General features: G+C 60.1%; 14 protein-coding genes. 8 read left to right on the top strand and 6 right to left on the bottom strand.

Going from position 1 to position 12,767, the window contains the following annotated elements; translation table 11 throughout:
• Window positions 1-52: 52 nt before the first annotated feature.
• Entirely contained in the window at window positions 53-553 is a 501-nt protein-coding gene (locus ACR0FG_RS10485; protein ID WP_170710514.1) for an Lrp/AsnC family transcriptional regulator, read from the bottom strand.
• Between the two features lie 256 nt (window positions 554-809).
• On the opposite strand from ACR0FG_RS10485, the gene trxB reads away from it, so the two are divergent.
• The 4 genes from trxB to ACR0FG_RS10465 all read left to right on the top strand — a co-directional run bounded on the left by trxB (window position 810) and on the right by ACR0FG_RS10465 (window position 6,396).
• Complete coding sequence (trxB, locus tag ACR0FG_RS10480; protein ID WP_480892754.1) at window positions 810-1,751, top strand: thioredoxin-disulfide reductase; 942 nt, start codon at window positions 810-812, stop codon at window positions 1,749-1,751.
• Between the two features lie 106 nt (window positions 1,752-1,857).
• Window positions 1,858-3,543 (top strand): adenylate/guanylate cyclase domain-containing protein, encoded by a 1,686-nt coding sequence (locus ACR0FG_RS10475; protein WP_480892751.1) that lies wholly within the window; start codon window positions 1,858-1,860, stop codon window positions 3,541-3,543.
• Window positions 3,544-3,742: 199 nt separating this feature from the next.
• On the top strand, window positions 3,743-5,458 hold the full coding sequence (locus ACR0FG_RS10470; RefSeq protein WP_480892748.1) for a bifunctional sulfate adenylyltransferase/adenylylsulfate kinase: 1,716 nt from the start codon (window positions 3,743-3,745) through the stop codon (window positions 5,456-5,458).
• Window positions 5,459-5,547: 89 nt separating this feature from the next.
• A complete protein-coding gene (locus tag ACR0FG_RS10465; protein ID WP_480892746.1) occupies window positions 5,548-6,396 on the top strand; it encodes a hypothetical protein in 849 nt (282 codons plus the stop codon).
• A 5-nt stretch (window positions 6,397-6,401) separates the two neighbouring features.
• On the opposite strand, the gene ACR0FG_RS10460 is transcribed toward ACR0FG_RS10465, so the two are convergent.
• From ACR0FG_RS10460 to ACR0FG_RS10450, 3 genes are all read right to left on the bottom strand, one after another.
• Window positions 6,402-7,280 (bottom strand): PhzF family phenazine biosynthesis protein, encoded by an 879-nt coding sequence (locus ACR0FG_RS10460; protein ID WP_480892743.1) that lies wholly within the window; start codon window positions 7,278-7,280, stop codon window positions 6,402-6,404.
• Window positions 7,281-7,363: 83 nt separating this feature from the next.
• Window positions 7,364-7,588, bottom strand: coding sequence for a DUF1150 family protein (locus ACR0FG_RS10455; RefSeq protein ID WP_170710524.1), 225 nt, complete (start codon window positions 7,586-7,588; stop codon window positions 7,364-7,366).
• A gap of 5 nt (window positions 7,589-7,593) precedes the next feature.
• Window positions 7,594-8,007, bottom strand: a complete 414-nt coding sequence (locus tag ACR0FG_RS10450; RefSeq protein ID WP_058275530.1) for an Hsp20 family protein — start codon at window positions 8,005-8,007, stop codon at window positions 7,594-7,596.
• Between the two features lie 165 nt (window positions 8,008-8,172).
• On the opposite strand from ACR0FG_RS10450, the gene ACR0FG_RS10445 reads away from it, so the two are divergent.
• The 4 genes from ACR0FG_RS10445 (at window position 8,173) to ACR0FG_RS10430 (ending at window position 10,769) form a co-directional block, all read left to right on the top strand.
• Window positions 8,173-8,397: a YdcH family protein gene (locus ACR0FG_RS10445; RefSeq protein WP_058275529.1), complete on the top strand. Its 225-nt coding sequence runs from the start codon at window positions 8,173-8,175 to the stop codon at window positions 8,395-8,397.
• Window positions 8,398-8,461: 64 nt separating this feature from the next.
• The gene (purE, locus tag ACR0FG_RS10440) at window positions 8,462-8,947 is read left to right on the top strand and encodes a 5-(carboxyamino)imidazole ribonucleotide mutase (protein ID WP_480892740.1); all 486 of its coding nucleotides are present in this window, start codon (window positions 8,462-8,464) and stop codon (window positions 8,945-8,947) included.
• Entirely contained in the window at window positions 8,944-9,699 is a 756-nt protein-coding gene (locus tag ACR0FG_RS10435) for an NAD(P)-binding domain-containing protein (RefSeq protein ID WP_480892737.1), read from the top strand. Before purE ends, ACR0FG_RS10435 begins: the two co-directional genes overlap by 4 nt.
• A gap of 2 nt (window positions 9,700-9,701) precedes the next feature.
• Complete coding sequence (locus ACR0FG_RS10430; RefSeq protein WP_480892734.1) at window positions 9,702-10,769, top strand: 5-(carboxyamino)imidazole ribonucleotide synthase; 1,068 nt, start codon at window positions 9,702-9,704, stop codon at window positions 10,767-10,769.
• A gap of 63 nt (window positions 10,770-10,832) precedes the next feature.
• On the opposite strand, the gene ACR0FG_RS10425 is transcribed toward ACR0FG_RS10430, so the two are convergent.
• The gene (locus ACR0FG_RS10425; protein WP_480892731.1) at window positions 10,833-11,984 is read right to left on the bottom strand and encodes an alpha-D-ribose 1-methylphosphonate 5-triphosphate diphosphatase; all 1,152 of its coding nucleotides are present in this window, start codon (window positions 11,982-11,984) and stop codon (window positions 10,833-10,835) included.
• Window positions 11,981-12,754 (bottom strand): alpha/beta fold hydrolase, encoded by a 774-nt coding sequence (locus tag ACR0FG_RS10420; RefSeq protein ID WP_480892729.1) that lies wholly within the window; start codon window positions 12,752-12,754, stop codon window positions 11,981-11,983. The genes ACR0FG_RS10425 and ACR0FG_RS10420 overlap by 4 nt, the downstream gene beginning before the upstream one ends.
• Between the last annotated feature and the right edge of the window lie 13 nt (window positions 12,755-12,767).

Here is a 12,767-nt window from a genome sequence, read left to right as displayed (position 1 = left end):
GCGGTGGTCGCTATGCTTCCGCCTATCAATGCAAACGATACCCGGATCGCCGTCAGGCCGTCCGGTTCATCCGGTCTTCCAGAACGTCAAATGGTACGCCTGGCTCGTCTTTTGCGCCTCGGATGACAAGCGATGTCTTGACGCTGGCCACGTTCGGCGTGGTCAGCAATTCGCCCGTCAGAAACTGCTGAAAGCTGCTGAGATCGGGTGCGACGCATTTCAGGATAAAGTCCACCTCGCCGTTCAGCATGTGACATTCACGCACCAAAGGCCATTCGCGGCAGCGTTCTTCGAACGCGCTGAGCTCGGCCTCGGCCTGGCTTTCCAACCCGACCATAGCAAAGACCTGAACTTCGAACCCAAGTTCGCGCGCGTTCACATCGGCATGGTAGCCCCGGATATAGCCCGCATCCTCAAGTGTTCTGACCCGCCTGAGGCATGGAGGGGCCGAGATTCCCACACGTTTTGCAAGTTCGACATTTGTCATGCGGCCATCGGCCTGCAATTCCGCCAGAATTTTGCGGTCGATCTCATCCAGCCGGGTCGTGACCATTGATGACTCCTGAAAATTTTCCAGTTCTTATATCAGCGCCCCCGGAATGCGCAATAATCTTTCGCATCTGCGCAACATTTGGCATTCAGGCCGAAATTCCAGTGCCGTGCCATCACGGCAAAGTATGACGGCGATCGCTGTCAAAAGGGGTTTAAGCCCCCTGCCCCCATCGCTATATGCAACCTCAGCGGGGCCGGAGCCCACGTCATCGAGGCGGGCCTATGGCCCGACGCAGGCATATCGAGTTGGGGGTACCATGGCCGAGACACGTCACACCAAGGTTCTGATCATCGGGTCGGGACCGGCCGGATATACAGCGGGCGTTTACGCCAGCCGTGCGATGCTGGAACCCATTCTGGTACAGGGCATCGAACCCGGCGGCCAGCTGACCACCACCACCGAGGTTGAAAACTGGCCCGGTGACACCGAGGTGCAGGGCCCCGACCTGATGGTTCGGATGCAGGACCATGCCAAGGCGATGGGGTGTGAGGTCATTGGTGACATCATCAGCGATCTGGACCTTTCCAAGCGTCCGTTCACCGCCAAGGGCGACAGCGGCACGATCTATACGGCGGACGCCGTGATTCTGGCGACCGGCGCGCGCGCCAAATGGCTCGGCCTGCCGTCGGAAGAGAAATTCAAGGGCTTTGGCGTTTCCGCCTGCGCCACCTGCGACGGTTTCTTTTACCGCGGGCAGGAAATCGTCGTCATCGGCGGCGGCAACACCGCCGTGGAAGAGGCGCTGTTCCTGACGAATTTCGCCAGCAAAGTGACACTGATCCACCGCCGTGACGAACTACGGGCCGAGAAGATCCTGCAGGACCGGCTGCTGAAGCATGAAAAGATCGAGCCGCTTTGGTTCCACGAACTGGAAGAGGTTGTTGGCACCGATGCCCCGTTGGGCGTCGAAGGCGTGCGTGTGAAAAACGTCAAGACGGGCGAGATCAGTGAAATTCCATGCAAAGGCGTGTTTGTGGCCATCGGTCATGCGCCTGCAAATGAACTGGTCAAGGATACGCTGGAAACCCATATGGGCGGCTATGTCGTGACCAAACCGGGTTCGACCGAGACATCGGTTCCCGGCGTGTTTGCAGCGGGCGATCTGACCGACCACATTTATCGTCAGGCCGTCACCAGCGCCGGAATGGGCTGCATGGCCGCGCTGGATGCCGAGCGTTTCCTGGCCGAGCACGAATAGGGTCCAATCCCAAGAACCAAGCTTTCGGAACCGGGCGGGGTCTATTGACCCCTGCCCGTCGTCGTATCAGACTCAGGCGCAGTCAGGCACGATATGGATGATGTCCTTGGATAACGCACTTTGGCGCGGCGGATGGGAGACGCGGCTCAGAATCGCAAGCGGTCTGGTCCTGTTTGTCTTTGCGTTTTTTCATTTCATCAATATCGGGCTTGGGTTGTTTCACACCGATCTGCTGCATGGGATGCAGGACGGTCGCAAATTCGTCACCCGGCACGATGCGATCAGTGCGGTTCTTTACGTCGCGCTGATCATTCATGCGGGACTGGCATTGTGGTCGCTGGCCAAACGCCGGACACTGCGGATGCCATTCAGCATCGCTTTGCAAGCCGTGCTGGGGCTGCTGATCCCGATTCAGCTGATCTCGCACATCGTGCAGACCCGATATGCCCACGAGATTTATGGCGTCAATGATGAGATGGGATACATCATCCTGCTGATGTGGCCCGGTTCGGCGATCTGGATGCAAAGCCTGCTGGTCCTGCTGGTCTGGGTGCATGGCTGCATCGGTCTGCACATGTGGCTGCGGTTGACCGCGTGGTGGCGCGCGACGGTGCCTTATCTGATCGGCGTCGCCGTGTTCGTTCCCGGCTTTGCACTGGCCGGAGTGCTGACCGAGGGGCGGCGTTTGTGGGCGGATTTCGCTGATCCGTTCCTGCGCGAGCAATATATCGAACATTACAACTGGCCCTCGCCCGACGCGTTCGAGGCGCTGTTTGGTGTCACCAACACGACGCTGACCGGGTTCTGGACGGCGCTGGTCCTGACCGGGCTGATCTATCTGGGACGCAAACTGTGGCGCAGGCGACATTCCGTCCGCGTGCGATATGTCAACGGTCCCGAGGTGACGTCGGAAAAGGGGATGACCTTGCTTGAAATGTCTCAGGCCAATGGTATTCCGCACACCGCGCTGTGCGGTGGCAAGGGGCGCTGTACAACCTGCCGCGTGATCGTCGAGAAAGGGGCCGAGCAGCTTGCCCCGCCCAGCGAGGCCGAGGCGCGCAGCCTGGGAGCGGTGGGCGCACCTGCGGGCACACGGCTGGCCTGCCAGATGCGCCCTTCGGGTCCACTGACCGTTTTCCGCGTGTTCCGCCCCGATGGCGGACGCGACCGGGCCCATGCCAGTCAGGGGCAGGAACGGCAACTGGCCGTGCTGTTTCTGGACATGCGCGGCTTTACGGCGCGGACGACCGGGCAATTGCCCTATGACATCGTGTTTCTTCTGAACCGGTTTTTCGACGCAATTGTTCCGGCCATCACCGCACAGGGCGGGCAGGTCGACAAATATATGGGCGACGGTCTGCTGGCGATGTTCGAAACCCGCGATGCCCAAAGCTCGGCCCGCGCCGGTCTGGCCGCCGCGGCAGGCGTCGGGCGCGCGTTGGAGCAGTTTAACCAGCAACTTAAGGCCGAGGGCAGCACCGCAATCCGTATCGGCATGGGGCTGCATCTGGGCGATCTGGTTCTGGGAGAGATCGGCGCAGCGAAACACGCCCCCCGTACTATCATCGGTGACGCGGTCAATGTGGCCAGCCGTCTCGAAGGGGAAACCAAGGCGCTGGGGGTTGAGCTTTTGGCCTCGCAATCGGTTCTGGTGGCGGCTGGCGTCGATATTCGACCCGAGGAATTGCAGGATTTCGAACTGCGCGGCGTATCCGAACCCGTTTCGGCGCTGCCTGTGACGCAGGCCGCAGAGCTGGATCAGCGCCTTGGCCTGAAAGAACAGATCGCCTGAATTCAGCGCTTGGCGCGGGAATCACAGGAATATTGATCGCGCTGACCTTTTGGCTTTGGAAAAATCTTCCAATACTGGCAAAAAGCGTGCATTTCATCCTTAGTTGCCGGGCCTCTCTGGACTTTGCCGAATGACCGGGGCACATCCTGCGCCGAAACCTCTGAACCCACGTCAATTAATCGCCGACAAGAGTATTCCCATGACCATGTTAAGCAACCTGGCTCCGATCCCTGAACTGTATGTTTCGTATGACTCGGCCCAGAAACTGAAAGCCGAAGCTGCGGACCTGACCAGCTGGGATCTGTCCGCGCGTCAGATCTGTGATCTGGAACTGCTGATGAATGGTGGTTTTAGCCCGCTGAAGGGCTTTCTGAGCGAAGCCGACTACGACAATGTCGTAGAAAACATGCGCCTTGCCGATGGCACGCTGTGGCCGATGCCAATCACGCTGGACGTCAGCGAAGAGTTCGCTGAAGGAATCGAACTGGGTCAGGATATCGCGCTGCGCGACCTCGAAGGTGTGATCCTGGGCACGATGACTGTCACCGACCGCTGGACGCCGGACAAAGTGCGAGAGGCTGAAAGGGTCTTTGGGGCCGATGATCAGGCGCACCCGGCGGTGAACTACCTGCATAATGTGGCGGGCAAGGTGTATCTGGGTGGCCCCGTGACCGGCATTCAGCAACCTGTGCATTACGACTTTAAGGCGCGGCGCGACACGCCCAATGAACTGCGCGCCTATTTCCGCAAGCTGGGCTGGCGCCGCATCGTGGCCTTCCAGACCCGCAACCCGCTGCACCGCGCCCATCAGGAACTGACGTTCCGCGCCGCCCGCGAGGCCGAGGCGAACCTGCTGATCCACCCGGTTGTCGGCATGACCAAGCCGGGCGACGTCGATCATTTCACCCGCGTACGTTGTTACGAGGCGGTGCTGGACAAATATCCCGCCTCCACCACCTCGATGTCGTTGCTGAACCTTGCCATGCGCATGGCAGGCCCGCGCGAGGCGGTCTGGCACGGGCTGATCCGCGCCAACCATGGCTGTACCCATTTCATCGTTGGTCGTGACCATGCCGGACCGGGCAAGAACTCGGCCGGTGAGGATTTCTATGGGCCTTACGATGCGCAGGATCTGTTCCGCAAATTTCAGGACGAGATCGGTGTCGAGATGGTCGATTTCAAACACATGGTCTATGTGCAGGAACGCGCCCAATATGAGCCGAATGACGAGATTCTGGACAAAGACAACGTCACGATCCTGAACATCAGCGGCACCGAACTGCGCCGCCGTCTGCGCGAAGGGCTGGAGATCCCGGAATGGTTCTCGTTCCCTGAAGTGGTACAGGAATTGCGCAATCGCTTTCCGCCGCGCTCGCAACAGGGTTTTACGGTGTTCTTCACCGGTTTTTCGGGTTCGGGCAAGTCGACCATTGCGAATGCGTTGATGGTCAAGCTGATGGAGACCGGGGACCGTCCGGTGACACTGCTGGATGGGGACATCGTGCGCAAAAACCTGTCCTCCGAGCTGGGCTTTTCGAAAGAGCACCGCGACCTGAACATTCGCCGGATCGGCTATGTCGCCAGCGAGATCACCAAGAATGGTGGTATCGCCATCTGCGCCCCGATTGCGCCCTATGAAACGACTCGCCGCGCCGTCCGCGAAGAGATTGAGCAGTTTGGCGCCTTCTGCGAGGTGCATGTTTCGACCAGCATCGAAGAATGCGAACGGCGCGACCGCAAGGGCCTGTATAAGCTGGCGCGCGAGGGCAAGATCAAGGAATTTACCGGGATTTCCGACCCTTATGACGTGCCTTCAGACCCGGAACTGCGCGTCGAGACCGAGAATGTCGAGGTCGACAATTGCGCGCATCAGGTCCTGCTGAAGCTTGAAAGCATGGGGCTGATTGCCGGATAAGGCGCTTGTTTCCTTATGCCCCTGCAAAATGCGGGGGCCTTTGCGTTTCGCCCTATGGTTCTGCGCGTGGGTTCGGCTAGGTTCGAGGGATGACGAACACTCTGCCAACGATCGCCGGGTTTTGGTACGGCTCGGACCTGTCCTGGCTTGAGGCATTGTGCATCCGGTCCTTTCTGGACAACGGGCACCGCTTTGTTCTGTATGTTGCGCATCCGGTGGATGGCGTGCCTGAGGGCACGGATATTCGCCCGGCGTCCGGGGTTTACTGGCCGCCGCCCTTTGATCTTGCGGACAATGACAGGCAGCGCGTTGCGGTGTTTTCGGACATTTTCCGGCTGAAACTGTGCCAGCAGACAGATTTCATCTGGGTCGATCTGGATGCCTATTGCGTCCGACCGTTTGATTTCGACAGCCCCTATGTTTTCGCCCCAACGGGCGACGGGTCGTATCCAAACGGCGTGCTGAGGTTGCCGTCTGACTCGGCAACGCTGACGCAGATGCTGGCGTTCATCACCTCGGAAAACCCAACCCAGCCGTGGCGCGGGTCACGGCTGCATCGGATCAATCGCAAGCGCGTTCGCAACGGGGAAACCTGGGGGATCGAAGCCCTGCCCTGGGCCTGTTCAGGCCCCAAGGCGCTGAGCCATTTTCTGCGAAAGACTCGAGAGGACCGGCACGCCCTGCCGTCCCACGCGCTGTATCCGCTTGCGGTCGAGGATTTGGGGAAGTTACACGATACGAGAATCCGCATGGACGAGATCGAACAGGCGGGCGTCTATTCGGTCCATATCTACGGGCATCAGAAAAAGTGGCTGGCCACGCAGCGGGCCGGGCTGCCGCTGCCCGGCTCGTATCTGGAGCGGCTTTGCCAGCGTCACGCGGTTGATCCGGCCTTAAACCCCATTCAGCGGCTTGAATGGATGAGGCCGAAGACCTGAACGGGTCAGTCCGGCAAATCCACCTGCCCGCGCATCAGGACATGGCCCTGCCCTGCGACCTTGATCCCGGTCATCGCATCTGCCGGTCCGACGCGTGTGACCCGCGCTTGTCCGGGCCGACCCATGTCATGGCCTTGTTCTGCGATGAAGGTCTGTTTGTCCATCAGGCCGTGTTTCCAAAGGTAAGCCGCCATCGCACCCGTGGCCGACCCGGTGAATGGATCCTCGGGCGGGCTGGGTGGGGCCAGCAGCAAGCGTGAGAACGTGTCGCCTGTTACCGTTGCGCCCTGAAGCGTAACCAGAAACGGTTCTGCCATGTCATTGCCCGAAAAACCTGCCTTTTCAGAGATCTTGCCCAGCACCGAGGTGTCCAGTTTTGCCGCGCGCAGCGCTGCGTGATCGCGCAGGACGGTGATGCAAAAAGGCAGGCCGGTTGATACGAATTGCGGGGGCGAGATTATCGCGTCCGGCGACAATCCGATGGCCCTGGCGACCAGATCGGCTGGCACATAATCGTCAAACTGCGGGGCGACCTGCGTCATTTCGATCTCGTCGCCGTTCAGTTGGATCGTCACGATCCCCGCCCCGGTTTCGAGTGTCAGGGCATCGCCCTGAAACAGCCCGCGAGAACGCATCGCCGCAACCGTGGCAATGGTCGGATGTCCGGCAAATGGAATTTCGCGGCTGGCAAGGAAATAGCGAACCCGGAAATCGGCTATGTCGGAGGGACCGGTAAATGTGCATTCGACCAATGAGGTCTCGCGCACATAGGCCATGCAGACGTCATCCGGCAACCCGGCCCCGCCATGCACCACGGCGCAGCCATTGCCGCCAAAGGCCCTGTCACTAAATGCGTCCACCCAATCGAAGTCATACCAGCTCATCGCGCACTCCTGCTTGCAACTCTGCGGCACGATCACCGCAGAGGCAGGAAATGTCACGTTATTTTAGCTGGGTTTGGGGTGGCCTAGTGTACGGCCACCGGGGACAGGTCATGTTCGCGTGCCAGCACAAAGGCCAGTTTGCGGTCGGCAACAAGCGCCAGTTGCTGGCCATCCGAGTCGTGGACGGCATAAAGCTGATCCAGATCACCCGCCTGTTCACGCACATCAGAAGGCAGGTCGGCCACATCGACGGCTTTGACGTAAACGATGCGATCCCCTTCGGCGTTAAGTTCAATCGGTGTATTCATTGCTCTTACCCCTTTCTGATATTGATCGTTTGCACCACGGTTTCGGGCACGGCGCGGGTCAGATCCACATGCAGCAGACCGTTTTCCATGATCGCCTCGCCCACCTCGACACCATCAGCCAGCACGAACATGCGCTGGAACTGACGCGCAGCGATGCCACGGTGCAGGAATATGCGCCCCTCGCTGTCGTCGCGTTGACGGCCCCGGATCACCAGTTGGCGATCCTCGATTGTGATCGACAGATCCTCTTCCGCGAAGCCGGCCACAGCCAGGGTAATCCGATAGGAAAAATCCGAGGTCTGTTCGATATTATAGGGCGGGTATCCTTCATTTCCGGCCTTTGCAGACCGTTCCAGAAGGCGTTCCAATTGCTCGAACCCCAAAAGATGCGGGTATGAGCCCAAGGTAAGTTTCGACACGTAGTTTCGTCCTTCAGTGTTAAAGCGACGCATTGGGCGGCCCCGTTATCGGCAACCGCGTGCTATAGAATATGGGAAGATACGGGGAAGTCCACAAGGTCTGGCCGGATAAACCCTGACACACTATCTTGTGTCAAAAGCACCACTTGAAACACTGAGTCGCCCATGAATGCGCCCACCGACATTTCGATGAAAACCGACGAAGTCCTGCGAGTCGAGCTTGAGGTGTTTCGCCGTCAGCACCGCGATCTGGACGAAGCGATTGAGGCGTTGCAAGCCACCGGTACGTCGGATCAGTTGACGATCAAGCGTCTGAAAAAGCAGAAACTGCGCCTTAAAGACATTATCCGGCTGATCGAGGATCGCCTGACCCCCGATATCATCGCCTGACACATTGCCAGAAAGGCGGATTTAGCTATAGTGCGCGCTCTTTCAGGCGGCAGGGACAAGGCGGATGAGCGAGATCAAAGTGGGCATCATCATGGGCAGCCAATCGGATTGGCCAACCATGAAAGAAGCCGCTGACATTCTGAACGAGTTGGGCGTGGCCTACGAGGCGCGCATCGTCTCTGCGCATCGGACCCCGGACCGGTTGTGGGACTATGGCAAGACTGCTGTTGGGCGCGGATTGCAGGTGATCATTGCAGGCGCGGGCGGCGCGGCGCATCTGCCGGGTATGATGGCGTCGAAAACACGGGTGCCGGTGATCGGCGTTCCGGTTCAGACGCGGGCTCTGTCCGGCGTTGATTCGCTTTATTCCATCGTTCAGATGCCCAAAGGGTTCCCCGTTGCAACCATGGCCATCGGGTCGGCGGGTGCGGCCAATGCGGGGTTGATGGCGGCGGGGATCCTTGCCTTGCAGGACACGGCACTTGCGGACCGGCTGGATGCGTGGCGCGACGCGCTGTCCGCCTCGATCCCGGAAGAGCCGCAGGGATGAGCCGCATCGGCTTTATCGGAACCGGGCACATCGCGGCCCCGATGGTTCGGTTGATGGCCGCGAAAGGGCATGAAATCACCGTTTCAGAACGCAATGCGCAGGTGTCGGCGGAATTGAAGGCTGAGCTGGGCGTTGCCGTTGCATCCCCGCAGGCGGTGATTGATGCCGCGGATATCGTGTTTCTGTGCCTGCGCCCGCAGGTTGCGGCCGGCGTTCTGACCCCTCTGAACTTTCGCGCAGAACAGCAGATTGTCTCAGTCATGGCGGCTGTCTCAACCGATCAGCTTCGGATGCTGTGCGCGCCGGTGACAGATTTCGTTCAGACCATCCCGCTGGGGTTTCTGCAATCCGGCGGCTGCCCGTTGGCGGCGCTGGGAAATGACCGTTTGCTGGCCGGGCTTTTTGAACCAGAAAATCCGGTTGTGAAAATCGCCGACGAAGCCGCCCTGAACGCGCATTTTGCGATTTGCGCGATGGTGCCGGGCCTGCTGGATCTGATGACATCGGGGGCAGATTGGCTGGCAACGCAAACCGGGGACGCGGCTGGGGCCGAGTTTTATACAACGCAGCTGGTGTCAGGGTTTCTGTCAACCATGGAAAAGGGTGCCGCGGGGCGATTGGCGTCCGAGCGGGACGCATTGGCGACCGACGGCACGCTGAGCCAGCAGATGACACAGACCCTTCGCGAACATGGCGCGCATGACGCGCTGCGCACCGCCCTGAAGGCAATTGGCAAACGTTTGGAGAGTTGAATATGGCGCAGATGCTGCCCCCCGGCGCAACGATTGGAATTTTGGGCGGCGGCCAGTTGGGCCGGATGCTGTCGGTTGCCGCTGCGCGGCTGGGGTTTGTGACCCATATCTACGAGCCGGGGGCGAACCCTCCGGCCGGGCAGGTTGCGGATCGGGTCACGACGGCGGCTTATGACGATGCCGAAGCACTGGCGGCGTTTGCCGGGTCGGTCGATGTAATCACCTATGAGTTCGAGAATATCCCGACCGAGGCGCTGGACCTGCTGGAATCCCACCGCCCGATCCGCCCCGGGCGCGAGGCGCTGCGGGTCAGTCAGGATCGCCTGACCGAGAAGGAATTTCTGCAGAGACTTGGCCTGAAAACCGCGCCATTTGCGGATGTCACCGATCTGGACAGCCTGCGCGCAGCGGTGGATCAGATCGGAACGCCCGCCATCCTGAAAACCCGCCGCTTTGGCTATGACGGCAAAGGGCAGGCACGATTGAAAGCACCGGAGAACGCAGAGGCGGCGCTGGCCGATATGGCGGGCGCCCCTGCCATTCTGGAAGGTTTCATCGATTTCTCGCACGAGGTATCGGTCATCGCGGCCCGGGGCCTGGACGGGCAGGTCGCCTGTTTTGATCCGGGTGAGAACGTGCATCGCGACGGGATCTTGCACACAACGACCGTTCCTGCGCGACTGGCCCCTGCGCAACGGACAGACGCATTGTTGCTGGCAGCCAATATCTTGAACGCGCTGGATTATGTGGGCGTCATTGGGGTTGAGTTGTTTGTCACTCCCGAGGGCCTGATCGTCAATGAAATCGCGCCGCGTGTGCATAATTCGGGTCACTGGACCCAGAACGGATGCGCAGTAGACCAGTTCGAACAACACATCCGTGCCGTGGCCGGGTGGCCTTTGGGCGATGGACAGCGGCATTCGGATGTGGTGATGGAGAACCTGATCGGCGCCGATATGGAGCGGGTGCCCGATCTGGCACGCGAACGGGACGTGGCGCTGCATCTTTATGGCAAGGCCGAGGTCAAGCCCGGTCGGAAGATGGCGCATTTCAACCGGATCGTGCGCTGAGGGAAATCGCACCTGCGGCACGATGCCTCCGGCGGGAGTATTTTTGAAAAGATGAAGCGCGGATCAGCGAAAAAGACGGTTGGCGATAGCGCCGCTGAGATAGCTGATGCGACCTGCGGACATGGTCAGCGCGACGCGGTGCGTAGTGGCGTCGAGAATGACCAGATCGGCGCGCTTTTCAGGGGATAACTGGCCGCGATCTTTCAGCCCCAGCACGCGCGCCGGACCGGATGAGACCAGATCCCACGCCCCTGCCAGATCCAGCAGGCCGGATTTGGCCAGCATCAGCGCTGCGCGTCGCGGGCTGGGATAATGATAGTCCGAGGCCAGCGCGTCACACAGGCCCATAGCGATCAGGTCCACTGCACTGGCGTTGCCCTTATGCGATCCGCCGCGCACCACATTGGGTGAACCCAGAATAATGTGGTCATCTGCGGCCCGTGCTGCCTCGGCTGCAATAAGCGTTTCGGGAAACTCGGCGATCCGCGCGCCGCGCTGGCGCCATTCCGCTCGGGTGGAAGCCGTTGCGTCATCATGGCTGCCCAGACGAACCCCCTGTTCGGTCAGCGTCGTGCAAAGCGCATCCAGTACGGCCGGAACCTCGGCTTTGCGGGCATGCATGTTCAGCAGCAGTTCGAAATGGGTGTCCGGATTGCGCCCGGCCTTGAGCGCCTGACCTGTCAGGCGCGGCGGTTTGCGCCCTTCGGCCAGACGGTCATGTGGCAGGTGATCGTTGAACACAACATAGGGCACCTGCCATTCAGCAATGCGCTTTGGCAGATCGGCGTAGTCATCCAGCATGTGGGTTTCGAACCGCAGCTGCGGGATCAAATCCGTGACCGCACTGTCGCGGACCGAGGCAATCGCCTCAAAGACCTGCGCCGCGAAGTCCGGGCCACGCACGCCGCCTTCCCAACTGTAGAACTGGGCCAGAACGGCCGTGGTAATTCCGTTTGCGGCCAGCTCGGCTTCGACCGAGAGGATGCCTTCGGCCATCTGCTTCATTGCACCACGGCGCGGGGCGATGTGGCGTTCAAAGCCATCGCCATGCAGATCGATGATACCCGGCAGGATGATATATCCGGACAGGTCGATCCGGCGTCCTTCCGGGTTTTTCTGCACGACCCCTTCGGCGATGCTCAGATCGGCACGTGTGACACCGCGCCCCGGCAGCAAAACGTCTGCGCCGGAAAACGTCAGGCAAAGGGATGTCATCTGGTGGGCTCCGATGCCGGTTCGGCGCAATCCTGTCCGATGCAGATTTCGTCGATGATATCCATCACGCCGTCCAGCCATGTAATCTGCGGATCGAATTGGCCGAACTCGATAAAATGCAATGCCTGGGCCATCACGCGGGGATTGTTCATCATGAACGTATGGGTCACGGGCAGGACGATATGATCCGCCATGCCGTCCACTTTGGTGCTTTCAACCGACACTTTGCCATCGTCCACCCCGTCGATCAGCGATGAAAACAACGGGTTCAGCGAGTTTTCCCCTGCGATGACGCCCAATTCGAAATTAACCGGCGGCAGTCGGCGCGGTATGCCGTCGGGGCCGGTGCCCAGCGCAAGCCCGGCGGGGCCGTTCAGATACCCGAACACCTCGTAAGCGCTTAGTTCATCGACCAGTTGGCTGCCTTGGTTCGGCGGCCCCAACATGACGACGCGGCCAAGGTTCGCTGGATCGTTGTCCTGCAACCAATAGCGCAGCAGAATACCACCCATCGAATGGGCGACGACATTTGCCGTATCCTCGCCACACCCCGCCAAGGCGGCAGGCAGCGTCTGGTTCGCCAGTTCCTCGATCGGAAGGTCAGTCGAGGGATAGCCCGGTCGCACAACGGTATAGCCGTGCGCCTTGAACAACTGCTCCATCACGGAAAACGAGGCCTCGGTCCGGGCCAGCCCATGCAACAGCACAACGCATTTCGCGCTGACAGCAAGCGGAGCAAGGCTGAGAAGCAGGACAAGAAAGAACTTCATGTCCGCTAGTTAA

The organism is Ruegeria sp. E1 (genome assembly GCF_056534225.1).
The sequence above is the reverse complement of the archived record's forward strand: the minus strand, read 5'-3'. Positions and strand labels throughout refer to the sequence as shown.

What these genes read in the sequence shown, in the direction of transcription:
- ACR0FG_RS10485 (WP_170710514.1), bottom strand. Translation starts at nt 553, where the DNA reads ATGGTCACGACCCGGCTGGATGAGATCGACCGCAAAATTCTGGCGGAA.
- trxB (WP_480892754.1), top strand. Translation starts at nt 810, where the DNA reads ATGGCCGAGACACGTCACACCAAGGTTCTGATCATCGGGTCGGGACCG.
- ACR0FG_RS10470 (WP_480892748.1), top strand. Translation starts at nt 3,743, where the DNA reads ATGACCATGTTAAGCAACCTGGCTCCGATCCCTGAACTGTATGTTTCG.
- ACR0FG_RS10465 (WP_480892746.1), top strand. Translation starts at nt 5,548, where the DNA reads ATGACGAACACTCTGCCAACGATCGCCGGGTTTTGGTACGGCTCGGAC.
- ACR0FG_RS10460 (WP_480892743.1), bottom strand. Translation starts at nt 7,280, where the DNA reads ATGAGCTGGTATGACTTCGATTGGGTGGACGCATTTAGTGACAGGGCC.
- ACR0FG_RS10455 (WP_170710524.1), bottom strand. Translation starts at nt 7,588, where the DNA reads ATGAATACACCGATTGAACTTAACGCCGAAGGGGATCGCATCGTTTAC.
- ACR0FG_RS10445 (WP_058275529.1), top strand. Translation starts at nt 8,173, where the DNA reads ATGAATGCGCCCACCGACATTTCGATGAAAACCGACGAAGTCCTGCGA.
- purE (WP_480892740.1), top strand. Translation starts at nt 8,462, where the DNA reads ATGAGCGAGATCAAAGTGGGCATCATCATGGGCAGCCAATCGGATTGG.
- ACR0FG_RS10435 (WP_480892737.1), top strand. Translation starts at nt 8,944, where the DNA reads ATGAGCCGCATCGGCTTTATCGGAACCGGGCACATCGCGGCCCCGATG.
- ACR0FG_RS10430 (WP_480892734.1), top strand. Translation starts at nt 9,702, where the DNA reads ATGGCGCAGATGCTGCCCCCCGGCGCAACGATTGGAATTTTGGGCGGC.
- ACR0FG_RS10425 (WP_480892731.1), bottom strand. Translation starts at nt 11,984, where the DNA reads ATGACATCCCTTTGCCTGACGTTTTCCGGCGCAGACGTTTTGCTGCCG.
- ACR0FG_RS10420 (WP_480892729.1), bottom strand. Translation starts at nt 12,754, where the DNA reads ATGAAGTTCTTTCTTGTCCTGCTTCTCAGCCTTGCTCCGCTTGCTGTC.